At 66.6% G+C, this 22,388-nt stretch carries 21 protein-coding genes and 1 pseudogene; 7 read left to right on the top strand and 15 right to left on the bottom strand.

The features are described from left to right. Nucleotides 1-141: 141 nt before the first annotated feature. From NRB56_RS39970 to NRB56_RS37690, 3 genes are all read left to right on the top strand, one after another. The gene (locus NRB56_RS39970; RefSeq protein WP_264767108.1) at nucleotides 142-264 is read left to right on the top strand and encodes a hypothetical protein; all 123 of its coding nucleotides are present in this window, start codon (nucleotides 142-144) and stop codon (nucleotides 262-264) included. Nucleotides 265-325: 61 nt separating this feature from the next. Further along, nucleotides 326-1,225, top strand: coding sequence for a DUF5995 family protein (locus NRB56_RS37695; RefSeq protein WP_319944103.1), 900 nt, complete (start codon nucleotides 326-328; stop codon nucleotides 1,223-1,225). Nucleotides 1,226-1,684: 459 nt separating this feature from the next. After that, a complete protein-coding gene (locus NRB56_RS37690; RefSeq protein ID WP_319944102.1) occupies nucleotides 1,685-2,083 on the top strand; it encodes an allophanate hydrolase-related protein in 399 nt (132 codons plus the stop codon). A 15-nt stretch (nucleotides 2,084-2,098) separates the two neighbouring features. Here the strand turns inward: NRB56_RS37690 and hydA are convergent, their stop codons facing one another. The 9 genes from hydA to NRB56_RS37645 all read right to left on the bottom strand — a co-directional run bounded on the left by hydA (nucleotide 2,099) and on the right by NRB56_RS37645 (nucleotide 13,562). Beyond that, the gene (hydA, locus tag NRB56_RS37685) at nucleotides 2,099-3,487 is read right to left on the bottom strand and encodes a dihydropyrimidinase (RefSeq protein ID WP_153349166.1); all 1,389 of its coding nucleotides are present in this window, start codon (nucleotides 3,485-3,487) and stop codon (nucleotides 2,099-2,101) included. An 88-nt stretch (nucleotides 3,488-3,575) separates the two neighbouring features. Next, a complete protein-coding gene (locus NRB56_RS37680) occupies nucleotides 3,576-5,180 on the bottom strand; it encodes an ABC transporter permease (RefSeq protein ID WP_153349165.1) in 1,605 nt (534 codons plus the stop codon). Next, entirely contained in the window at nucleotides 5,177-5,995 is an 819-nt protein-coding gene (locus NRB56_RS37675; RefSeq protein WP_153349164.1) for an ABC transporter ATP-binding protein, read from the bottom strand. Before NRB56_RS37675 ends, NRB56_RS37680 begins: the two co-directional genes overlap by 4 nt. Further along, nucleotides 5,992-7,083, bottom strand: coding sequence for an ABC transporter substrate-binding protein (locus NRB56_RS37670; RefSeq protein ID WP_153349163.1), 1,092 nt, complete (start codon nucleotides 7,081-7,083; stop codon nucleotides 5,992-5,994). The genes NRB56_RS37675 and NRB56_RS37670 overlap by 4 nt, the downstream gene beginning before the upstream one ends. Next, nucleotides 7,080-8,585, bottom strand: a complete 1,506-nt coding sequence (locus NRB56_RS37665; protein WP_153349162.1) for an amidase — start codon at nucleotides 8,583-8,585, stop codon at nucleotides 7,080-7,082. Before NRB56_RS37665 ends, NRB56_RS37670 begins: the two co-directional genes overlap by 4 nt. A gap of 6 nt (nucleotides 8,586-8,591) precedes the next feature. Then, a complete protein-coding gene (locus tag NRB56_RS37660; RefSeq protein WP_227838678.1) occupies nucleotides 8,592-9,917 on the bottom strand; it encodes a purine-cytosine permease family protein in 1,326 nt (441 codons plus the stop codon). Nucleotides 9,918-9,989: 72 nt separating this feature from the next. Then, the gene (locus tag NRB56_RS37655) at nucleotides 9,990-10,679 is read right to left on the bottom strand and encodes a GntR family transcriptional regulator (protein WP_319944101.1); all 690 of its coding nucleotides are present in this window, start codon (nucleotides 10,677-10,679) and stop codon (nucleotides 9,990-9,992) included. Nucleotides 10,680-10,731: 52 nt separating this feature from the next. Next, entirely contained in the window at nucleotides 10,732-11,904 is a 1,173-nt protein-coding gene (locus tag NRB56_RS37650; RefSeq protein ID WP_153349160.1) for an aspartate racemase/maleate isomerase family protein, read from the bottom strand. A gap of 593 nt (nucleotides 11,905-12,497) precedes the next feature. Further along, a complete protein-coding gene (locus tag NRB56_RS37645; RefSeq protein ID WP_153349159.1) occupies nucleotides 12,498-13,562 on the bottom strand; it encodes a cobalamin-independent methionine synthase II family protein in 1,065 nt (354 codons plus the stop codon). 392 nt (nucleotides 13,563-13,954) lie between these two features. Here NRB56_RS37645 and NRB56_RS37640 point away from each other — a divergent pair, with 392 nt between their 5' ends. Then, on the top strand, nucleotides 13,955-14,404 hold the full coding sequence (locus NRB56_RS37640; RefSeq protein ID WP_153349158.1) for a hypothetical protein: 450 nt from the start codon (nucleotides 13,955-13,957) through the stop codon (nucleotides 14,402-14,404). A 482-nt stretch (nucleotides 14,405-14,886) separates the two neighbouring features. Further along, nucleotides 14,887-15,863 (top strand): annotated as a pseudogene (locus NRB56_RS37635) (AAA family ATPase). 164 nt (nucleotides 15,864-16,027) lie between these two features. Here the strand turns inward: NRB56_RS37635 and NRB56_RS37630 are convergent. The 5 genes from NRB56_RS37630 to NRB56_RS37610 all read right to left on the bottom strand — a co-directional run bounded on the left by NRB56_RS37630 (nucleotide 16,028) and on the right by NRB56_RS37610 (nucleotide 20,392). Next, nucleotides 16,028-17,428, bottom strand: coding sequence for an MFS transporter (locus NRB56_RS37630; protein WP_153349157.1), 1,401 nt, complete (start codon nucleotides 17,426-17,428; stop codon nucleotides 16,028-16,030). A 107-nt stretch (nucleotides 17,429-17,535) separates the two neighbouring features. Then, nucleotides 17,536-18,498 (bottom strand): sigma-70 family RNA polymerase sigma factor, encoded by a 963-nt coding sequence (locus NRB56_RS37625; protein WP_153349156.1) that lies wholly within the window; start codon nucleotides 18,496-18,498, stop codon nucleotides 17,536-17,538. Between the two features lie 87 nt (nucleotides 18,499-18,585). After that, nucleotides 18,586-19,293 carry a hypothetical protein gene (locus NRB56_RS37620; protein WP_153349155.1) on the bottom strand — a complete coding sequence of 236 codons (708 nt, stop codon included), beginning with the start codon at nucleotides 19,291-19,293 and terminating at the stop codon, nucleotides 18,586-18,588. Between the two features lie 66 nt (nucleotides 19,294-19,359). After that, the gene (locus NRB56_RS37615) at nucleotides 19,360-20,151 is read right to left on the bottom strand and encodes an SDR family NAD(P)-dependent oxidoreductase (protein ID WP_194291141.1); all 792 of its coding nucleotides are present in this window, start codon (nucleotides 20,149-20,151) and stop codon (nucleotides 19,360-19,362) included. Between the two features lie 19 nt (nucleotides 20,152-20,170). Continuing rightward, nucleotides 20,171-20,392: a hypothetical protein gene (locus NRB56_RS37610; RefSeq protein ID WP_153349153.1), complete on the bottom strand. Its 222-nt coding sequence runs from the start codon at nucleotides 20,390-20,392 to the stop codon at nucleotides 20,171-20,173. A gap of 656 nt (nucleotides 20,393-21,048) precedes the next feature. Here NRB56_RS37610 and NRB56_RS37605 point away from each other — a divergent pair. Further along, entirely contained in the window at nucleotides 21,049-21,261 is a 213-nt protein-coding gene (locus tag NRB56_RS37605; RefSeq protein WP_153349168.1) for a cold-shock protein, read from the top strand. Nucleotides 21,262-21,476: 215 nt separating this feature from the next. Further along, complete coding sequence (locus tag NRB56_RS37600) at nucleotides 21,477-21,959, top strand: DUF4279 domain-containing protein (RefSeq protein ID WP_319944100.1); 483 nt, start codon at nucleotides 21,477-21,479, stop codon at nucleotides 21,957-21,959. A gap of 56 nt (nucleotides 21,960-22,015) precedes the next feature. Here the strand turns inward: NRB56_RS37600 and NRB56_RS37595 are convergent, their stop codons facing one another. Continuing rightward, nucleotides 22,016-22,210, bottom strand: a complete 195-nt coding sequence (locus NRB56_RS37595; protein ID WP_153349152.1) for a hypothetical protein — start codon at nucleotides 22,208-22,210, stop codon at nucleotides 22,016-22,018. Between the last annotated feature and the right edge of the window lie 178 nt (nucleotides 22,211-22,388).

The following is a 22,388-nucleotide window of genomic DNA, read 5'->3' as shown; positions in this document are numbered from 1 at the left end:
CATATCACCGTCGACGCCGGCAGGCCCGTCTGAGTCGTTTGACGCCGGTCGAGTACGAGGTCATCATGACCACACCGGCCAGTCAGGCCGCGTGACCGAAACTGTCACCGGATCCTGCAGCAGTCCCTGTCGTACGACGGGATGCGCGAGCTACCGCATTTCAATCCCGATGACGACCAGGATCCGCTGCCCCCGGCGGTGGTCGATCTCCGGCAGGGGATCGAGGCCGCGGCCGCACTGCTGATCTGTACCGCCGATTCGTAGCGATATCCGTAAGTCGGCTTCACGCAATGGATATGGCGGGCGTCGGATAGACTGTGGATTCGTGCTGCTGTCAGCCCGATCCGGGTATCTCCTCGCTATAAGCATCATTGCGCTGGTCTGGGGCATTGTCCCGATGGCTGCCGCGCAACCTCGCGATCGGGTTCCGTCCGCGGTATGTGGGTCGCCGCTGTCGGACGACGAGCTGGAAACTGTTGCGCGACTGTCGGATATCTCCGACGTGACCGGAGATACCCTGCAGCGTTTGGACATCGCTGTCGAGCGCCACCACTCCATCACTGCGATCCTGGCGCGGCACCGCGACCGGCGGGGCCTGTTCGGCCTGGGGTTGGATGCGGTGGAGCGCGCCGCGGTGATGCCGTTGCAGCATGCTCCGACCGGCTTCGCCGATCGCGACTACGCCCATGCCATCAGCCTCGAGTTGCTGCGGCGATACCTGGGCAATCTGCATGCCGAATTCACCGGCGGTTCGGTCGAACCGCACTGGGAGCGCTTCTTCGAGTTGGCGAGTAGTTGCGATATCTCCGGTGCCCGCGCGGCCATGGCGGGCTACAACGCGCACCTGAGCGTCGATCTCGCGTATTCCGTTGCCGCAGTGCGTTCGGTCCCGGGGAATGCGCCGGACTACGCCGAGATCGTCGCCGCGATCGCGAATGCGGGCGATTTGATCATCGACCGTACGAAACAGGTGTACGACGCCGATCTGGGTCCCCTGTGGCATTTCTACTTCGTCGGCGAGGGTCTGGACCTGCTGGCGGGCAAGGGCGTGGCGACGCGACCGCTGCTGGTCCTGGCCGATCTCGGCGCCAATGTCGTGATCTTCGGCAACGGCCTGGCCCTCGAGGATCCGGCCCTGCACGACCGGACCGCAGCAGAGATCGGCGCCCTCCACGCCGCCGCCGACACCGCCTTCACGGTCCTGGCTCAGCTCCATGCGCTTTGATCGAGGTTGCACCACAACCGATGCCGCGTACGGGCTCAGGCATGGTCCCGCTGCCTGCTCATGTCGGTGGCGCGGAGGGCGTCGATGTGGGCGAACAACGCGTTCTCCGCGTCTTCTCTTCTGCGCCAACTGTTCCGGTACACCAGCTCGGTCCCGAGGGTGGGGCAGAAATTTGGCCGACGGGCAGCTGGGACGCCGCGGTCGCAGCACGCTCACCCGCGCGAGAGGCCGGGCCGACCAGACCTGGAGCCCGACCCGGGTATAGACCCGTGCCGGCCGCGCGTGCGGGAGAGGATCTTCGCTACGGTCGGCGGCCGGAAGGTCAGTATGCTGTCGGCAGCGGATCCGGTTGCCGTGTTCTTCGGGCCGGATCGGTGAATCGCGTGTCCGACCGGAGGTTTCGATCGGCGCGTGACTGCCTGTGAGGGTGGGCGGTGCGGATGAATGTGAGGGTGGTTCGTGGTGCTGGTGCGGATGTTCGTCAACGGGCAGGCGATGTCGGGTGGTTCGCTGAATCACGCGTTGCGTGGTGCGTCGTTCGTCGGCGCGGTGTCGACGGCCCCTGGTTATCGGTTCTATTCGGTGCGTGACGAGTTTCCGGGGTTGTATCCGGTGGCCGAGGGTGGTGTGGCGGTGCCGGGTGAGTTGTACTCGGTCGAATATCGGATCCTGCGCGAGGAGTTGCTGCCGAACGAGCCCGCGGAACTCGAGTTGACGGTGATCGAGTTGGCCGATGGTTCGGGATCGCTGTCCATGAAGATGCGTGCGGAATCCCTGGAGCTTCCGGGTGTGCGCGATATCAGTGATCGCGGTGGGTGGCTCCACTATCTGGCACACGGGACGCGGCCGCCGTCCTGAGTGGCACGGGCAGGTTCAGTTCGGGGTGGCGGTCGCGCCACGGGCCACGAAGCGGCCGTGACCGCGGTGGTCTCCGACGACGCCGTTGTCGACGACGACCTTGCCGCGGCTGAGGACGTAGCGGATCGCGCCGCCGACGGTCCATCCCTCGTAGATGCTGTAGTCGACTCTGGACGGTGAGGACGTCACCGACAGACGGGTCCGGCCGGTGGGGTCCAGGACGACGACGTCGGCGTCCGCTCCGACCATCAGGCTGCCCTTGCGGGGATGGAGCCCGAACAGTTTGGCCGGGTTGGTGGAGGTGATGGCGACGAGGCGTTCCAGCGATATGCGTCCGGCGCGCACCCCTCGATCGAACAGCAGCAGCAGCCGGTGTTCCACGCCGCCGACCCCGTTGGGAATGTCGAGGAAGTTGTCGCGTCCGGCGTCTTTCTGGCCGACCATGCAGAAGGGGCAGTGGTCGGTGGAGATCACGTCGAGGTCCGCGCGCCGGATACTGTGCCACAGCCGGTCCTGGTGGTGTGGTTCGCGCAGCGGCGGTGTCATGACGTACTTCGCGACCTCGAAGGAGTCGCCGTCGTAGACCGAATTGTCCAATGTCAGGTAGTGCGGGCAGGTTTCGGCGAAGATCGGCAGTCCCTTCGCCTTGGCCTGTGCCACTTCGGCGGCGGCCTCCGCGCAGCTGATGTGCACGAAATATGTTGGTGAACCGACCAATTCGGCCAGCACGGTGGCGCGGTGGACTGCTTCGGCCTCGAGCAGGGTCGGGCGGGTGCGGCCGTGCCACTGTGGTGAGGTGTGGCCCTGGGCCAATGCCCGCCGGGCGAGAACGTCTATCGCGGAGCCGTTCTCCGCGTGCACCATGGTGAGGCCACCGGCGGCGGCCATGCGTTCCATCGCGATCAACAGCGTGCCGTCGTCGACCATCAGTTCGCCCGGATAGGCCATGAACAGTTTGATGCTGCTGGCCCCGGATTCGACGATTTCGTCGATTCCCCGGATCCGATCCGCGCCTAGATCCCGGACCACGACATGGAAGCCGTAGTCGATGACAGCTTGCCCCTCGGCCTGGTCGACGGACCGTTGCAGCGCGGCGGGCAGCGGCTCGCCGTACTGCTGCATGGCGAAGTTGATGATGGTCGTGGTGCCGCCTTGTGCGGCGGCCGCGGTACCGGAGTTGGAATCGTCGGCCGTGGTGGTGGACAGCGACGGGAAGTCGAGGTGGACGTGCGGGTCCACGCCGCCGGGCAGCAGCAGGCAGCCGGTGGCGTCGATGACGGTGTCCGCGTGGAGGTTCAGGTCCTGTCCGAGGCCGATGACCACTCCGTCGCGTATGTAGAGGTCCGCGGCGAAGCGGTCCGCGGCGGTCACGACCGTGCCGCCTTTGATCTGCGTCGTCGTCATACGGTTCCTTCGGAGTAGCGGTAGGCGGGCACGGCGATCGTGTGGACGGTGGCGGGCGGCCCGGCCCGGATATCGGTCACGCGGGAGCTCAATTCCCGCGGCCGCTGTTGCGGACCACGGTTTCCAGCGTGGCGACCAGCGCATACAGGCCCAGCGACACCGCCAGCAGCACCGCGATGGAGGCGAACAGGTCGTTGAAGTCGCTGGAGATGATGTCGTAGGACATCGCCTTGCCCAGACCCCGTGCGGTGATGAGCCATTCCGCCAGTACCGCGCCCAGGATCGCGCCGGGCATCGAGATCTTGGCGGCGGCGAACAAGGCCGAGGTCGCGAAGGGGATGCGGACCTTGACGAGGGTCGACCACCGCTGCCCGCCGCTACAGTGCACGATGTCCATGGCCGCCGACGGCGCCACCCGCAGGCCGCCGACGATGGTCACCAGCGAGGGCACGAAGGTGACGATGCCCGCGATGACGGTGACACCCAGCACCCCACGCCCGAACACGAGCCCGAGCAGCGGGCACATCGCGATCAGCGGAACCGAGCGCAACACCACCACGAACGGCATGACCGCGGCCCCGACGGGCGGGATCAGCACGATGGAGATCGCGGCCAGGACGGCCAGTGCGGTGCCGGCCGTCCAGCCCAGCCCGGCATCGGTCAGTGTCCGGCCGAGGTTGCTCAGCAGCAGGCTGCGGTGTCGACCCGAATCGGGGGCGACCAGGAGGTAGTTCCAGGTGTCGCGCGGTGTCTTGACGAAATAGCTGTCGAGTCCGCTCGTGGCGACCAGCAGTTGCCAGACCACGAGGCAGGCGCCCACCGCCGCCAGCAGTTTCGCGGCGGCCAGTCCGGTCGTGACCGAGCGGCTGCGGCGGGCTTGTGGCGGTGTCATACCGGAGTCGAGCGGTGCTTCGACATCGGCGCCCACGAGCCGGGCACCGATGGCGGTGGCGGCGAACGCGGCACCGCAGATCGCGGTGCTCACGATCGCGATACCCCAGGTCCGCTCGACGGCCAGTTGTTGCTGTGCCTGGAGCATGATCACCCCGAGACCCTCCTGACCGCCGAGGTAGTCGCCGATCATCGTGCCCAGAATCGCCGCGGGCGCGGACACGCTCAGGCCGCCGGCCAGCATCGGGACCGCGGCCCGCAAGCGGACCTTGACCAATTGGGCCCAGCGTCCGCCGCCGAACGCGGTGACCACTTGCAGGGTGGTGGGTGCGGCCGCGCGAAGTCCGGACACGGCCGCGGTCAGGGTGACGAAGAAGACCGACAGCGCGGACATGACCATCTTCGCCCCCGCGACGTCGTAGAGCACGACCAGCAGCGGGCCGATCGCGATGGTGGGCACGCAATAGGTCGCGACGCCCAGTGCCATCAACCCCGATTCCGCGACCGGGACCAGCAGGCAGACCGCGGCGAGGATCAGGGCGATCCCGTTCCCGATCAGCCAGCCCTTCCAGGAGATCGCCAGGGTCGACGCCGCGTCGTGGGTGTAGAAGCCGTCCGCGACGATCGTCGACCAGACCGAGGTCGGCGACGGGACGACGAACCGGCCCGAGAACACGGTGACGGCGAGCACCTGCCACGCGAGCAGCACCGCGATCACGACGGCCGCGTGGCCGAGCAGCCGGCGGCCGCGGCGGGCCGCCTCCCGCAGCAGCCCCGATCGACCGTCCGCCGCGGTCGTCATGCCGCACTCGTGTCGATATCGGCGCCGCCGTTGAACAGCACCTGGGCGAGATGATCACACACCGCATGAAAGTCGTTGGAGGACAGTAGTTTCGGTGTTCGTGGGCGGTCGAACGGAATCGGAACCGCTTCGAGGATGCGACCGGGCCGAGGGCTCATCACCACGACGGTGTCGGCGAGGAACGCGGCCTCCTGGATCGAGTGGGTGACCAGCAGCGTCGTCGTGCTACGTTGCATCCAGATCCGCTGCAGTTCGATGTTGAGTCGCTGGCGCGTCATCTCGTCCAGCGCGCCGAAGGGCTCGTCGAGCAACAGCAGGTGTGGTTTGAGGACCAGTGCCCGCGCGATCGCGACGCGCTGCCGCATACCGCCCGAGAGCTGCCCCGGCTTGGCCTTCTCGAAGCCGCCGAGCCCGACCAGGTCGATCAGTTCCGTGATCGACTCGCCGTCGTGCCCGCGCCCGGCGAGTTCGAGGGGCAGCCCGATGTTCTTCGCCACGCTGCGCCACGGCAGCAACGCCGAGTCCTGGAAGGCGACGCCGGTCCGGTGCTCGCGACGCAACTGTTCCGGGCTGACCCCGTTGACGTGAATGGTTCCGGCAGTAGGTGTTTCGAGGTCACCGAGAAGTCGCAGCAGGGTCGATTTCCCGCATCCCGAGGGCCCGAGAAGTGCGGTGAAACTACCGACGGGCATGTGCAGCGACGTGGGTTGCAACGCGAGCAGTGCCCGGCCGCGGTGACCGTAGGTCTTGGACACCCGTTCGAGCATCAGGCCACCACCGGCCGCCGTGGTGACCGTCGCCTGATCGGTGCTCATGCGGGCACGTTCCCGCCCTGATAGACCTGCTCGAGGACTGTGGTGCTGAACATGGCAGGGGTCGCCGTCACGCCGCCGAGCGCGAGGGATCGGATCGTCGCGGCGATCTTGTCCTCGGTCATCCAGAACAGACCGTGGGCCTTGGTGTCGGCGTCGACCAGGAAGGTGTTCTGGATCGCGGCGTCGAGTTTCTGCTGGGCCGGATCGAGCCCCAGGGACTTTCCGAAGTTGCCGACCGCCAGCGCCGCCGCGCCGTCGGGATCGGCTTCCACGTCGGCCCAGCCCAGCGACTCGGCTTTCATGAGGCCGACGAGGATCTTCAGCTTCGCGGGATCCGCGAGATCGGAACTCTTCGCCATGTAGAGGTCCTCGAGCAGCGGGTAGTTGAAGTCACCGAGCATCATGGTGACCGGCTCGAGCCCCTTCAGCTTGAGGATGGTGGGCTCGTTGGCGGCGAACCCCATGATCCCGTCGATCTCCCTGGTGGCCAGGGAGGTGACATCGAAGCCGACGGTGACGACGGTGACCTTGGATTCGTCGAGGCTGTTGGCCTTGACGAAGGACTTCCAGATGGGTGCGTTGGTGTCGCTGATGCCGATCTTCTTGCCGTACATATCGGTCGGCTTGGTGATCGGGTTGCCCGCCAGCGAAAGGATGCAGGTCGGGTTCTTCTGGAAGCAGGCGCCGATGATCGTCAGCTTGGCCCCGTTGTTGATCGCCGAGACGACCTCGGCGGTGTGACCGATCGCCACATTCGCCTTGCCGGAGAGCACGATCGGCTCGGGCGCCAGACTCGGCCCGCCGGGCAGCAGCGTGACGTCGAGTCCGGCCGCCTTGTAGTAACCCTTCGTCGTCGCGAAGTAACTTCCCGCGAACTGCACGTTCTGCAGGTAGCAGAACTGGATGGCGGCCTTGGCCGAGCCGCCGGCCGTCGTTGCCGGGGCGTCCGGCGAGGACGAGCAGGCCGCGAGAACGCCACCCACACCTCCCGCCACCGCGAGGGCCGAAACACCCTGTGCCCCGCGAATCAGCAGACTCCGCCGGGAGACGGGCCGAGCGAGGATGTGCGGATTTGTCTTGCGTGTCATCGGATTTCCTTGTTGTCGAGTGCTGACGAAATTCGGGTCGCCGGTCGGTGACCGAGGTGTTCTGCGGCGGATGCCGGCGCGAGGTCGGGCCACCCGCCGTCGGCGCGCGCGGCCCGTTCGTAGGCCGCTGCCGCCCGCAGCACGGTGCCGTCGGCGAGGTGGCCCCCGATGAGCTGAATACCGACGGGCAGTCCGGCTTCGGTGGTGCCCGAGGGCACGCTGATCGCGGGTTGCCCGGTGAGGTTGGCGATCGGGGTGAAGCCCTGCCAGGTCGTCGGTGACACCGTCCGGCCGTCGATCTCGGTCGGCCCGACGCTGTCGAGGTCGAACGCCGCCACCGCGGTGGTGGGACTGAGGATCAGGTCGAACCGTCGCATGACCTCGATCATGTGGTTGACGACCGCCTTGCGCATCATCAGGGCTTGCGTCAAATCCTCAGCGGTCCAGGGGGTTTCGAGGATCTGGACCAGGTGTGGCGACATCCGGTCGCCGATGTCGCGAACCATGCGACGCAGGCCGACGAGATCGGTGTCCGCCATGATCAGCGCGGTGAAGTGCGGGGCCGGATCGGGCCAGCCCGGCACGAAATGCTCCACGGTGGCGCCGAGTTCACGGGCGAAACGATCCGCGGCGCGGTCGGTGGCCGCACGCACCTGCGGATCGACCGGCAGATATCCGAAATCGGCGGTGTAGCCGATCCGGATCCCCCGCAGGTCGGTCTCGTCCGTCGTGTTCGCCCAGTCCACATCCCCGCCGGGAATCGTATGGCGGTCCCTCGGGTCGGGCCCGGCGAGCGTGTTCATGATCAGCGCGACGTCGGCGACCGTGCGGGCGATCGGCCCGATGTGTTCGATACTCTCCCAGCCGGATACCCCGGGATAGCGATGGTCGCGGCAGCCCGGATACACCGGAACCCGCCCCATCGACGGCTTGAAACCGACCAGGCCGGTGAGCGCGGCCGGGATACGTATCGAACCGCCACCGTCGCTGCCGAGGGCGAACGGGACCATGCCCGCCGCGACGGCGACCGCCGAACCCGCACTGGAACCGCCGGGTGTGCGGGTCGGATCCCACGGGTTACGGGTGGCCGGGAACAGGACGTTGTGCCCCGAGGCGCTGAACCCGAACTCGCTGGCGTTGGTCTTGCCGAGGTTGATCGCGCCCGCCGTGTCGAGCCGCTCGACAGCGACGTCGTCGGTATCGGGGACGAAGTCGGCGTAGGCCGCCGATCCCGAGGTGGTGCGAATTCCCTTGGTGCAGATCAGATCCTTGACCGCGTAGGGAACCCCGGCCAGCGGCCCGGCCGTACCTGCCCGCACCGCGCGCTCGACGTCGCGCGCTCGCCGGCGGGCCGGTTCGGGAGTCGGTGTGCAGAACGCGTGCAGGACGGGATCGGCGGCTGCCACCCGGTCCAGCGCGTCGTCGACGATCTCGACCGGGGACACGGAACCCGCGGCGATCTGCCGGACCAGTTCGGTGACGGTGCCCTGTGGTGATCGCATGGCCGGCTACGCGGCTTCGGTCTGTACACCGTCGAGAACCAGCGCCGGACGCTGCCCCACGGATCGGCGAGCGAACTCCAGCGCACCGTAGGACGCGGCGCCGGCAATGATTCCCACCACGGAGTCGACCGAGCCCGGGAACAGATAATGCGACGTGGTGGCCGCGGCGGCGCCCAGCGCCCAGGCGGCGAACGCGGTGTACCGGTAGGCCGCCGCGCCGCCGGTGCGGCGGCGCAGCACCAACTGGTCGATGATCAACACCGCGCCGATCGGGGGCACGAAGATCCCGAGCAGGTTGAGCCAGTCCAGGAATTTGTCCCACACGCCGGTGACCGCGATCACCGAACCGACGATTCCCAGCCCGATGGCCACCGGACGCATTCCGCGCTCGGTGATGCCCGACCAGCCCACGGCGCCGTTGTAGAGGCAGTGCGAGGCAACCGAACCGAGGTTGATGAAGACGAAAGCGACTGCGACGGCGGTCAATACGACGCCGTGCCCGGTCAGCAGGTTGAGGAATCCACCGCCGTCGGTACCCGGGTCGGCGGAACCGCCGACGGCGACGACGAGTCCGCCGATGCTGTACGCGAGGAAGTTGGCCACCGGAAACGCCGTGAACGTCGCGGCCACCGCCGCGCGCCCGCTCGTGGACCACCGGGTGAAGTCGGCGGTCATGGTTCCCGAGTCGGCGAAACCGGCGATGACGATACTGACCGCCGCACCGAAGGACAACGCGGTGCCCGCCCCCCGATAGGACCAGATGTCGGTGGCCGACATGCCGGCGTCCGAGGCGCCGAAGGCGATCGCGACGATCGCCAGGACCACGAACAGCGGCGCGGCGATCATCCCCAGCCACGACAGGGCGCGGATCCCGACGATGGTGACGAGCGTGTACGCGATTCCGCCGATGAGCGCGCCGATGAGCGCCGGCCAGCCCAGGGCGTCCCGCAATGTCGTTCCGGTCAAACCGATCTGGAACGAGAACCAGCCCAGCACGACGGTCGCCAGGAACCCCGCGGCGGCGACTCGTCCCTTCTCGCCGAAGGTCGCGGCGGCTTGCTGGGAGAAACTCTTCCCGGACCGGCCCGCGATGTAGCTCAACGCCCCGACATAGGCGAACAGGGCGAGATTGCCGATGAGGATGGCGCTCAGTCCCGCGACCGTGCCGAGGTTGTAGACGATGACGCCGCCGAACACCGCGTTGCCGAGATTCATCGGGAAGCCGAACCAGACCGCGGCGATCGAGGTCAGGCTCCGGCGCGCGGTCGAGGGGACGGGTTCGTGCTCGTATTCGCTGGCCAGATCGAGGTGCGGCTCATGGGTCGTGGACATGGTTGCTCCAGACATGGGGATGAGAGAGGTCACCCGCGCGGAGCGGATGCGTGGTTTCGCCGAAGCGGCGAACTACGGGCGGTCGCCTGCGACCGGCCGTGAACGGGGGGCGCCGAACAGATGTGTCAGCACCCGGGCACGATTCACTTCGATGTGCTCGCAGGACAGCTGCCGGGACAGATCGGCGTCACCGGAGATCAACGCTTCCACCATGATTCGGTGTTCGGCCCACAGCACTTCCGGTTCGTCGTTCTGCAGATTGATGTAGTGCAGGCGCCCTTCGATGGGCTCCAGCATGCTCGCCAGCACCTTGTTGCGGGCGATCTCGGGCACCATGTCGTGGAAGGCGACGTTGCACGCGTACACGGTGGCCCGGTCGGCGCGTTCGACGGCCCGGTCCGCCCTGCGGACCAGCGCCTCGAGCCGCTTGATGTCGGCCTTGGTGGCCCGCTGCGCGGCCTTGCGGAACGCGAGGGTCTCGAGCGCCTCGCGCACATCGAACAGCTCCTCGACATCCGCGCGGGACAGCTGCCGCACGATCACCCCGCGCGTGGCGAGCATTTCGACGAAACCCTCGGTGTCGAGCATTCGCAACGCTTCACGAACGGGCAGGCGGGAGACTCCGAAGTCGTCGGCCAGATCGCGCTCCACCAGCCGGGTCCCGGGCGCGTAGGTCCCGTCGGAGATGCGATCCCTGATCCGGTCACGAACGAACTCGCGCAGCGGCCGGCCGATGCCGCCGGCGCCGGACTGCGCGGTCACGACGTCGCCCTCTCTCGGAGGTGCCGGGGTACGGCCGCCGGTGTCGGGTCGGTCATCGGCGATGCACCTCACTCGTGGATCGGGAGTCGAGCAATTCCTCGATCTGCCGCGCCGCCACCGTCACAGCGTGCCGATCGCCGGCGGTCCACTCGCGTTCGACCAGACTGTGCACCGACAGCCACGCCACCATCACGCCGTCCCGGACCACCGGACCCAGCATCTGCGCGCGGACGCCGTAGACCTCGAGCAGCGCCTGCGGCGGACGCGGTTCCGCGGTGAAATCGCCTTGGATCAGCGGCGTCCGGTTCTCCTCCAGCCACCGGACCGTCGCCAGCTCACGTTGCGGCAAGGTCGCGTCGCGCCGAATGGAACGCACCGCCGGGCCACACGATTCAGCGGCGCAGGTCGCCACCGAACACCCGGCGGCCGGCAGGTCCAGACGCAACGTCGTGCGATCGGCCTTCGTCTCCGCCAACAGCTCCTCGGCCACCGTCTGCATCCGGGCCCGCAGGGTTCCGTTCGCCAGCAGATCACCGTAACCGTCCACCGACGCCGGGCCACCGGCCAGCGTCATGGCATGCCAGACGGTCGCCGCGATCGAATCGAACACCGGGATACCGAGTTCGGCTTCGGCGGCCGCCGATACGACGGCGGCGGCCATATTGGTGCAGACCACCGCGACCGCCTCGGCGCGCTCGGCCGCCGCCCGGATCATCGACGACACGGTCCGGTCGTCCACCGCGGCGAAGTCGAAGTTCGTGCTCAGCCCGCAGTATTGCTCGCCGACCACCTCGATACCGTGCCGGCCCAGCTCCGCGGCGATCCGCGCGGACACGTCGGCGGTGTACGGGCTGACCAACCCGAGCCGCCGCACGCCGTAGGCCCGGCAGGCCGCCAGCAACGCGAGGGTCGAGGTCGTCGCGGGCGCGCCCGCCGCGGCAGCGAGCCGCGCACTCATACCGATCTCCCGGGTAACACCCAGCCACGAGCCCGACATTCCCGCCCAGGCAACAACATCCACCCGGGCATCGGACAGCAACCGGGCCGCCGCCACCATCGCTTCCGTATCGAACTGGCGGTCGGATGCGTCACCGACACCGATGTGGCGCACCGCGATCCGGGTGAAGTGCGCCGACCCGTGCCCGGCGACCAACTCGGCGACCAGAGGCTCCAACGCAGTGTTCGACGAGGGTGTGACAACCCCCAGCCGGAATGCGGTACCCACCGGTGGAACTCCTTTCGAACCGCCGCTACGGATCCATTCAGGATCCCAAAAGGAGGGTGAGGTATCCGGTTCATACCTGTCAACGGGAGATTCGAGGCATCCCACACGCACGTCGCTCGCGCGGAAAAATGGCCCTGAACAGGGAAAACTATAGAAAGTCCGAATCGGATCCACTGCCGCGCACAAGCCGGCCAGGTCCCCTGCGCCGGAAAATCGCCAGGTCAGAACGGGGGAGCGGTGGCTTGAAGGCTTGCGGGAGAGATCATTTGGGATCCCAAACGTTCACCTGAACGTAGTACCGTTAACCGCCGCGAATTCCGGTAGTAGCCAATCGGCAACGCACGCACGACCCGAATCGCTTCCGGACCACGCCTCGGAGCCGAGACCACCGTCCACATCCACGGCGACTCGCCGCCACGGTGATGACCCGACAGCATGCCCCGGTCTTCGCGCAGGTTAGAACCTCGACACTTCCGCTGTGCCGGCACGCTCGCCGAGTGATCGGGGCGCTGGTTGCGCGAAATGCGTTGCGCTGCACGGCATCCGGAGAGTGGCGATCCACCGGGACCGCCACCTCGGGGGGTAATCTCCGGTTACAGTCCGAGTTCGGTGGATGCGGCCGCGGTTCCCTCGATGCGGGCGCGGATCTTCGCGAATGCGGTCTCGCGCGAGGTGGATACGTCGTCGCCGAAGGGGGAGAAGCCGCAGTCGTCGCAGGTTCCGATCCGATCGGCGGGCAGGTAGCGGGCCGCGGTGAGCACGCGGTCACGGACCTGATCGGCTGTTTCCACCGCCGGGTCGTTCGGATCGGTGACACCGACGAACAGGCGGGCATCGGGGGGCAGATGCTCGGCGGCGATCCTCAGCACCCGGTCGGGATCGGGCTCGCCGGCCAGCTGCACGTAGAACCGGCCGGCGTGGAGGCCGAACAGTTTGGGCAGCAGTCCGGCGTAGTCGACGTCGAGGCTGTGCGCGGAGTTCTGGTCGCTGCCGGGGCAGGTGTGGATGCCGATGCGCTGACGTTCCTGCGCTGAGAAGCGGTCGAGCACGCGGTTGTTCAGCTCGATGAAAGAATCGAGCAGTCCGCCGGAGGGGTCGAGTTTGAGCGAGAGCCGGCCTTCGGTGAAGTCGAGTTGTACCGAGTGCGCTCCGCCGTCGAGCGCGCCGCGGATGTCGGCCTCCGCGTTGTCGACGAGGTCGGCCAGGAACTGTTCGCGCGGATAGCCGTCGACGCCGTCGGCCGGGTAGAGCAGGCTCAGCGCGGAGGCGGCGACCACCGATTGCTTGACCGGCACCGTCGCGTACTTCCGCGCGGTTCGCAAGTAGGGGGCAGTGGTGGTGCCATAGCGGAACGGTCCGGCGGACAGCCTCGGTAACTGCCGCGTATGACCGTCGGCGTAGGGGATGACGGCACCGTCCGGGCTCAGATTCGACAGACCGGCGAGGGGATAGGTCAGGAAACTCGGTTTGCTCTGCTCGCCGTCGGTGACGACCGGAGACCCCAGCGATTCCAGTCGCGCGATGGTTTCACGCACTGCCTCCTCGCGGAGTTCGGACAGCGCATCGACGGTGATTTTCCCGGCGGCGTGTTCGCGGATGCCGTTGAGCAGCTGGGCAGGTCGCGGGATGCTTCCGATGAGTTCGGTGTGCAGGGACATGAGCTCGCTCCTCCCGAAACAATACGGTATGACCAAATCCTCTGTGGTTCATGACGTTTCATCACAACCTCAGGAAGGTCACTTCGCTGGACATGTACATCGATGAGCTGAAGCGTCGGCAGGCAGGTTCGAACCGGTTGAGCCTGTGGCTGTTCGGAGATCGGCCTGGACCGTGATCATGAGCGTCCATCCCGTGCGGACGACATCGATGATGCCAGCCGGAGGCGGCGCGGCGGGCCGGTTTGCTGCGATCGGCACGATTGCCCGCCGATTGCCATCGGCCCTCGGTCTCCGGTCGAGATTCAGCCGAACACCCGTCTTCGCAAACTCTCGCCCGAATCCGCGCAGATCATCACAAGAACAGAGGATCCACTCATGGAATCATCCTGACGATGGCAGCCACCAGCAAACTCGAATACGTGAGTCCGGAATGGCTCGACGCCGTCGCCTCCATCGTCGCAGGCCTGCTGCGAGGCCACGACCTGGACGCACTCGACTACTGCCTCTGCGAGGACCTCACCGACCCGCCACCCGGCCGAGCCAACACCCCCGCCGGCACATTGAGCTGGTTCATCCGCATCCGCGACAACACGTTCGAGGTCGGTGGCGGCACCGTCGATGAGCCGACAGTCCGTATCGTCGCCGACTACGCCACGCACCATGACCTTTCCCGCAGAATCTGGGCAGGCAACCCGGACGCCATAGCGGCCGCCCGGCACCGCCGCCACCTCGCCACGACCAGCGGCCAACTCCGGGTCGAAGGCGATCTACCCGCCGCGCCCCCGACCATACGCGAGCTGATCACCCACCTCCACGACCCTGTCGCCGAGATCACCGCCTAGCAACCATCGGCGAGATGTCTTCCGGCGGAAGAATTCTCGAGATTCACGATGGCGCGGTCGTGTTGGATCTGAACTAGCGCGTCCAACAGCAAGGGGATGAGTTGATCCTGAAGCCGCGTTGCCGGATGACGGCGAGGGCGACATCACCACAACGGCCAGCGCTACGCTGGACGGGCGCGCCGATCCGGGTCGCCGGGAGAGGGTAAACGCGACCGGGCCCGGACCCGGTGAGTGATCGACCGGCGCGGGAGGGCCGTCCAATATTCTTCTCTGACAGGGTGGTGTCGAGACTCAGGCGGCGTTCGGTGTCGGCATCGGCCCGGTGGGTTGGCCCGGTCCACACATGCTGGCGGTCAACGGTTCTCGTCGAGGTGCCAAGGTCCTGGTACAGCTGCCGAAGGTAGCCGCGCCGTGGCGGCCGACCTGGTGAAGTGCGGGATTCGCGGTGGCACAACGGAATACGGGTCGCTTACAGTGTGGTGGTGATCGAGGTTCTGGCGGTGGAGAATTATCGGTCGTTGCGGCAGCTGACGGTCCGGCTGGGGGCGTTGACGGTGATCACCGGCGCGAACGGCGGCGGGAAGTCCAGTGTGTATCGCGCGTTGCGGCTGCTGGCCGAGGCGGGGGCGAACAACGCGGTCGCGGCGCTGGCACGCGAAGGCGGGCTGCAGTCCACGTTGTGGGCAGGCCCTGCGGTGGTGCGGCGTGCCCAGGCGCGCGGCAACGCGCTGACGGTCGGGCATCCCGGTGACGGTGCGACGTTGCGACTCGGCTTCGCCGCCGATGATTTCGGATATGCGGTCGAGTTCGGGATCCCGGCACCGGGGATGGCGGCGTTCGGGGAGCCGAGCCTGTTCGATCACGATCCGGAGATCAAATGCGAGGCCGTGTGGTCCGGGCCGGTACTGCGGCCGTCGTCGAGTCTGGTCGAGCGGCACAATGCCGTGGTGACGGCGCGGACCTGGCCGCGGCGTTGCGCACCATCTACGAGATCGGGGACCGGGATGCGTTGGCCGACACCGTGGATCGAGCGTTCCCGGGCAGCCGGGTGGAGGTGACCGAGACCGCGGGACGCTTCCGGCTACTGCTGCATCAGCCCGGCCTGAACCGGCCGTTGACCTCGGCCGAGCTTTCGGACGGGACCCTGCGGTATCTGCTGCTGGTCGCTGCCCTGCTGACACCACGCCCGGCGGAGCTGCTGGTGCTCAACGAACCCGAATCCAGTCTGCACCCGGATCTGCTGGCGCCGTTGGGGATTCTCATCGCCGACGCCGCTGCCCATACCCAGGTGGTGGTGGTCTCGCATTCGGCGGCCCTGCTGGCCGCGGCGACCGGCGCAGCCGGGACCGACGGCACTGCTGCCGAGCGGATCGAGCTGGTCAAGGAGGACTCCGGTGAGACCCTGGTCGCCGGCGAGGGCCTGCTCGACGGCCCACCCTGGCATTGGCCGGCACGCTGACACTGCTCGCCGGTAGAGGTGTGCCCCCTGCCCGCGCGGGTCGAGACCACAGGCCACCGCGACGGCGGCGGGAACATATTCGCCGCCCTCCACGTGTATTTCACCGCGCGCGCCGCCGCCGATGCGCTGTCCCGCCTCGAGCAGACCGGGATCCGCGTTCGTGTTCAAGCGGCAGCCTCGACGATGGCCGTCTGGACGGACACCTCTGGACGAGTGGACCGCTTCGCGCGGAAAGCGGTGGCGAGCACCCCGAGCGCGGCCGCTGCCGCGATGACGGCGTAGCCGCCGTGGACTCCGTGGAGGAATCCCGAGTGCGAACCCGCCAACACTGTTGAGGCCGAGGCGATGACGAGTGCACCACCCAACTCCCGGGAGGTTTCCACCAAACCGGATGCCGCCCCGAAATGGGTCTCCTCGACGCCGGCCAACGCCCCGATCTGGACCGACGGTGCGAAGAACCCGACGGCCATTCCTGCGGCGATCAGCGCGGGCATGACTCGACTGGCGAAACTCGCGTCCGCCGGCAGGTAGATCAACCATGCGGACGCCGCGACAACCAGCAATGACGCCAGCCCGAGCAGGATCCGGGTGCCGACTTTGTTCGCCAGCACCGCGCCTGTCACACCGGCGAAGACGAAAGCGGTCAGGGTCGTCAGCAGCCACGCGACACCGGTTTTCGTCGGCGAGTAACCCAGTAGCTGTTGCAGCACAACTGAAGTCAGGAAGACGAAGGCCAAGAAGCTGCCGAATCCGGACGCGGCCACGAGGTTCGCCTGCACCACCGGCATATTCTTCAGGAGCGCCCGGGGGACGAGCGGGTTACGCGCACGCCATTCCGCCGATCCGAAGACCACCAGCAATACCATTGCGACAGCGCCGAACCCGAGGGTCGATCCCTGAGCCCAGCCCTGTTCGACACCCTGGTTGAGCGCATACAGTCCGGCGAGTAGACCGCCGGTCACCGAGAAGGCGCTGACCGGGTTGAATCCACCACCGGGATGGGCGATTCGATTCTCGGGCAACACGAACATCGTCGCGGCCGACAGCACGAGCCCGATCGGAATATTGACGTAGAAGATCCACGACCAGCCGGGTCCATCGGTGAGCAACCCGCCCGCCAGCACCCCGACCGAGGCCGCGGTGCCCGCGAGAGCGCCGTAGATACCCAATGCGTTCTCACGCTGTTTGCCTTCGTTGAAGGCGTCCGCCACGATCCCCAGAGCGGACGGGGTGATCAATGCCGCACCGACACCCTGCGCGATGCGGGCGCCGATCAGCTGTCCGCCGGTGCTCGACAGCCCGGCGGTCAGGGAAGCGGCCACGAACAGCAGGAGTCCGGCTTGTAGAGCGAGCCGGCGACCGAGGATGTCGCCGAGTCGACCTGCCAGCAGCAAGAAGCCGCCGAACGGTATGCCGTAACCGATGATCACCCACTGCAAGGCGTCTTCGCCGAGCCTCAGATCGATCGCCATCCTGGGCAATGAGACATTGACGATGGTGAAATCCACCACCGCCATGAACATCGAGGCACCGGCCAACGCCAGCACCGCATACGGATTACGCATTGTTCTATTCCTTATCTATTTCGGCTGTCCCGCCATCCGAATGCGTGACGGTAGATCCGCCGTATCATGGCGGTCGGCGGCGGAGCCGAGCATGAGATAGCAAACTGTCAGAGGCCGAACAACGGAAACAGCCCTGCGCCGTGGAATGCGACGATCCGGCCGACGCCCTCGGCTGTGAACGTCAGGACATGAAGCGCGTGTGGGTGATACGCGCCGTCGCGGCCGCGAGCGTAGACGGCGAACGCGGGCTGTCCGTTGGCAGATGCGGTGACCAGCCTGGCGGGCCCGATCATCCGCATCTGCTTGGCGAGAAAGGCCAGGATGGTGTCGCGGCCTTCGAACCAGGTTGTGATCGGCGGCATTTCCCATCTGGCGTCCTCGGTCAACACCGCGACGAGTTGATCGACATCCGCGGTTTCGAAGGCCAGGACGTAGCGGTCGAGCAGGGCTCGCTGTTGCGGCTCGGCAGGTTCGGTCAGATCGTCCTCGCGCAACGGAACCTGGGTCCGCGCACGCTGTAACGCGCTGTTGACGGCCGCGGTCGTCATCTCCAACAACTCCGCGACTTCGGTTGCCCGCCATTGCAGCACGTCGCGGAGAATCAGCACGGCTCGTTGTCGCGGTGGTAGCCGTTGGAGTGCTCCGATCAGGGCGAGCCGCATCGTCTGTCGTTGCACCACGACGGTCGCGGGGTCGATCGGTGTCGCGGTGAACAGGAAGTCGGGTATCGGCTGTAGCCAGGGCATTTCGGGTGAACGCTCGGCCAGCGTCGTGTCCACGGTTGTCTCGGGGGCGCCGAGATCGGCGGGCAGCGGCCTGCGTTTCCCTTTTTCCAACGCTTTGAAACAGGCCCGGGTCGCGATGCGGTACAGCCAGGTGCGTAGCGACGATCGGCCCTCGAACCCGTCGTACGCGTGCCAGGCGCTGAGGTAGACGTCCTGCACCACTTCCTCGGCGTCGTCAGCCGAACCGAGCATGCGGTAGCAGTAGGCGAGCAGCTCGCGCCGGAACGGTTCGCCCAGGCTCGCGAAATCCTCGTTGCCGGTCCTGGTTTCGGTCACAGGATGCATGATGCGGTCATTCCGCCGGTGTGACGACCGCGGCTCGGTGCGTGTCGCATTGGTCATCGTGGTGTCCTTGTCTCGGGAGAGTTCGCATCAAGCGATGGTGATGTCGGCCATGTCGATGGCGACCAGGACGATCCGGTCGTTGCCCAGGGTTGTGTAGGCCCGGCGCGTCGCTGGGATGAGGATCCCGTCGATGTCGCGGTAGTCCGTGGCGTAGAGCTGTGATTCGGTGGCCGGGTCGACGATGTCGATGGTGAAATCGTGGCGGCGCAGCAGCCCGTCCGGACCGAAACAGAACACCTGCGTACGGGTGTGGGTCTTGATGTGATCCGGGAAGGTCACGCGCAGACGCCGCCACGTCTCGCCATCGGCCTCGATCGGGGCGATCTCTGCACTGACGAACCCCGGCCAGGTCGACAGGAACGGCGTATTCAGATACGTCCACAGTGCCTCCCCTGTGAAATACGCGAGATGCAATTGGTCCCAACGTGTTCGGAAGTCGTGCCCGGCGAACGACCGCTCCGGGTCGTCGCGCTCGCCGACGACCGTGCCGTCGGGTCGCTGCAGGACGACGCGATCGGGCCGGAAGAGCGAGCGGCGGTCCTGGGTGAGGTAATCCATGGTCAACTGTTGCTGTGTGGTGTCCACCTCGAAGCGGACGCGGCTCATCGCGTCTGCTTGCCCCTTCATCTGCCAGAAGGCCCCGCTGATTTCGGCGTCGACCTGGATCGTCTTGATCTGGTTCCATCGGTCCAGACCGCCGTGTGCGGCGATCGCGGTCGCGAGTAGATCGTTCATTCGTTGTTCCCGGTTTCGAAAGGGGTTGCCCGACCGCCGATGTCGTGGCGGTCGGGCGTGACGGAGTCAGTCGACGATGATTCCGCCGGTCAGGTTGGCGACGGTGCCGGTCATCGCCGATGCCCGGTCGGAGGCGAGAAGCACTGCCGCCTGGGTGAGTTCGGCCAAGGTGGTCAGCTGCTTGCGATGGGTCATCTCACCGGCGGCCGCGACCAGCTGCTCCTTCGGGATACCGATCGCGTCGGCGTGCAGCCCGTACACGGTGTGGATGACGGGTGTGTCCAGCATGCCGGTGGTGCGCAGGCAGATCGAGCGGACACCGTGCTGGGCCCATTCGGCCGACATCGATCGGTTGAGGCCTTCCATCGCCGCCCAGCCCACGCTCATGCCACCCACCAGCGGCAGCGGCGAGCGGGCCGGTTCGGGTGTGTTCATCATGATCACCCCCGACCGTTGGGCGATCATGTGTCGTGCGGCCGATTTCGCGGTGACGAAATGAGCCTGGGTATACGCCGTGATCGGGCGCAGGAAGTTCTCGACCGGCAGGTCGGTGAGCGGGATTCCCTGCAGCCCTTGCGGTGGGATGCCGATCGCGTTGAACGACACGTCGATGCTGCCCGCGTCGGCGACCACAGCGGCCAGATGCCCGATCACCGCCGTCTCGTCGCAGGCATCCACCACGGCGGTCTCGGCCGCACCGCCGGCGGCCGTGATCTCCTTCGCGACGGTGTCGATGCTGTCGCGATTGCGGCCGGTGAGAAATACTCTGGCGCCTTCGTAAGCGAATGCGCGGGCCACCGCGCTGCCGATCGCGCCGCCTGCGCCGTAGACGACAATGTTCTTGTTTTCCAACAACATAACCTTCTCTTTCCGTGGTTCACGCCGGCGCGTGAAGTCCATTGCTTTCGAGCTGGTACACCCGGCGCTCGTCCCACATGTCCGGCGTCTGATACAGACGAGCGATCTCGGATCCGACGAGGTCAGGGGTGAGCAGCGGCTCGAAGGGGGCGGTGTCGAGGGTCGCGCCCGCAGTGAGCACCCGGTGTACCGCCGCACGCGGCTTTTCCGCCGAACCCACCTCGGCTCGCCCCCAAGACACCGCCGGAACCTCTCGTATCGACCGAGTGCCCGGGTGCTGAATCACGACCATTGCGGCCATGCCGATCACCTCCTACACGTACAGAGGCGAGCTCACCGCGAAAGTCATCGGTGCCGGATCCGGCGATGCCTCGGCTTCAGCTGTGGGCGTGTTTCCCTATCTCGAGGACACCGCACAGTGCGCATGCCTGGACTCAGGTTGGCTTTGGTCGTGGATTCTGGTGTCAGTTGCCAGTTGGAAACCCCAAGGACGGCCAGTCAGTGCGGTCAGGGGGCTCCCCACTCGCGGTCAGATATGCGCAGCAGCAACAAATCAGCCATCACTAGTTTGGGCAAGCAGAGGCCGCACCCGAGGCCTGAGTGCGGCCTTCGAGTCCATGCTGGCTGCCCGCAAACGCGCGGTCTCGGCTACCGTGCGTAGGCCGCCGGGAACCACCAGGTGCTGAGGCCGGGCCTGCCGACACCACATCCACAGGCGTTTCCGAATGGTTCTGAGCCGCAGTGCATTTCGGCCGCCAACCGCGAGCCCAACGGTAGCCTCGTGTGGCTCGCCGCCTGGAAATCCTCTCCAGTGAGGGGTGGACAGGGAATGATCAATGCGGTGACAGCATCCTGGCCGTCACCGCTCGACCACCTCACACGGGAACGGGTATGGCTATGGCCGATAGGCAGAGCGGGACTGTGAAGTTTTTCAACGACGAAAAGGGGTTCGGCTTCATCGCTCCCGATGGTGGAGGGGACGACCTGTTCGTGCATTTCAAGGCGATCGAGAGCGCTGGCTTCAGGTCCCTCAAGGAAGGGCAGCGGGTGTCGTTCGTTGCCGAGCGGAGCCAAAAGGGCATGCAGGCCGCGCAGGTCCGGCCGGAGTGATAGGTCCGCGTTCCTACTGGAGATAGCCGAAAGTTAGCGGGCTGCGGCCAGATACCCCCTCGCGTAGGTGGCCGCCAGCGGGGAGTTCCATCTGGCCGCTAATAGGTCGCGAATTTCGGCAGCGGTGTGGCGCGTGTTGGTCTGCTGGGCGGGTCGTGTGTGAACCTGGGTGGAGGAAATCCAGTCGAGTTCCGTGCGTGGGGTGTGGTGGGATCGTGCTGGTGAAGGTGTGGCAGTACTGCTATTTCGCGCTGAAGAGTGACATGTGGCCGGCGGCGGACATCGCGGTGCGACTCGGGATGGAGCCGGACGAAGTGCTGGTCAGGGGAAGCCGGTCGTCTGAACATGTCATCCCGCGCTGCCATGCGTGGAAGGTTGTCCGGCGTAGTGACGAAAGCGTTGACCAGCAGATTCAGCAGTTGGTGGATCGGTTGGATCCCATCCGCTCCGCGTTGGTCTCGGTGTGCGCAGACGACAAAGTCACTGCGGTGATGCAGGTCGTGCGGTATTTCCATCACCGGGACGGGGTCCAGGCCGCGCCTGAAGGGACTTCATGGGAGCAAGCGCAGGGCTGGCCTCGGCCGCTGGGATGGCATCTCTCGGCGCCGGTCCTGGAATTCCTGTCGTCTACCCGAACAGAACTCGACGTCGACGAGTACGACTTCAGCGGGGACGATGTAGCCGATTCCGGATCCTGACGCAGGCAGCGGATCGATCCTGTCGAGCAATCGCGTTCGGTGCCGGTGCGGGTTGGTCAGCCTTTCCTTGTGGCGCGGGTGTGGCCGCCGAAGATGAGCCGGTAGACGATCGCGGGTTCGGGGGGCGGCTGGGACTCGCTGATCTGGGGGTTCGAGAGTGATCGCGCCGCGGTCAATGCTCCGGCCAGCAACGCTGCGGCCAAGGCGGTGACGAGCAGGTCGTACGCCATATACCGTTGCAGCAGAAGCACTTCGATCAGTGCGCGAGTGCCGTGAGCGTCGCTGTGGGTCTTGCGGGCCGGTGAGGTTCACCCTGTGCAGCGGACACCGATTTAGCAGGATCGTGGTCCTGCTGGAAGGATGTCTGCTATGCCTCCGTCTCGTAAGCGCCGTTCGTACACGGCCGAGTACAAGGTCGAGGCTGCTCAT

The sequence above is a fragment of the Nocardia aurantia genome (assembly GCF_009604425.1).
GTDB lineage: Bacteria > Actinomycetota > Actinomycetes > Mycobacteriales > Mycobacteriaceae > Nocardia > Nocardia aurantia.
Note: the sequence above shows the minus strand (reverse complement) of the source record. Positions and strands in the feature narration are given on the sequence as shown.

Excerpts from the sequence above, each read along its gene's own strand:
- NRB56_RS37615 (WP_194291141.1), bottom strand. The coding sequence starts at position 20,151 with ATGTTGTTGGAAAACAAGAACATTGTCGTCTACGGCGCAGGCGGCGCG.
- NRB56_RS37670 (WP_153349163.1), bottom strand. The coding sequence starts at position 7,083 with ATGACACGCAAGACAAATCCGCACATCCTCGCTCGGCCCGTCTCCCGG.
- NRB56_RS37625 (WP_153349156.1), bottom strand. The coding sequence starts at position 18,498 with ATGCATCCTGTGACCGAAACCAGGACCGGCAACGAGGATTTCGCGAGC.
- NRB56_RS37680 (WP_153349165.1), bottom strand. The coding sequence starts at position 5,180 with ATGACGACCGCGGCGGACGGTCGATCGGGGCTGCTGCGGGAGGCGGCC.
- NRB56_RS37640 (WP_153349158.1), top strand. The coding sequence starts at position 13,955 with ATGGCAGCCACCAGCAAACTCGAATACGTGAGTCCGGAATGGCTCGAC.
- NRB56_RS37630 (WP_153349157.1), bottom strand. The coding sequence starts at position 17,428 with ATGCGTAATCCGTATGCGGTGCTGGCGTTGGCCGGTGCCTCGATGTTC.
- hydA (WP_153349166.1), bottom strand. The coding sequence starts at position 3,487 with ATGACGACGACGCAGATCAAAGGCGGCACGGTCGTGACCGCCGCGGAC.
- NRB56_RS37605 (WP_153349168.1), top strand. The coding sequence starts at position 21,049 with ATGGCCGATAGGCAGAGCGGGACTGTGAAGTTTTTCAACGACGAAAAG.
- NRB56_RS37620 (WP_153349155.1), bottom strand. The coding sequence starts at position 19,293 with ATGAACGATCTACTCGCGACCGCGATCGCCGCACACGGCGGTCTGGAC.
- NRB56_RS39970 (WP_264767108.1), top strand. The coding sequence starts at position 142 with ATGCGCGAGCTACCGCATTTCAATCCCGATGACGACCAGGATCCGCTG.
- NRB56_RS37645 (WP_153349159.1), bottom strand. The coding sequence starts at position 13,562 with ATGTCCCTGCACACCGAACTCATCGGAAGCATCCCGCGACCTGCCCAG.
- NRB56_RS37665 (WP_153349162.1), bottom strand. The coding sequence starts at position 8,585 with ATGCGATCACCACAGGGCACCGTCACCGAACTGGTCCGGCAGATCGCC.
- NRB56_RS37675 (WP_153349164.1), bottom strand. The coding sequence starts at position 5,995 with ATGAGCACCGATCAGGCGACGGTCACCACGGCGGCCGGTGGTGGCCTG.
- NRB56_RS37660 (WP_227838678.1), bottom strand. The coding sequence starts at position 9,917 with ATGTCCACGACCCATGAGCCGCACCTCGATCTGGCCAGCGAATACGAG.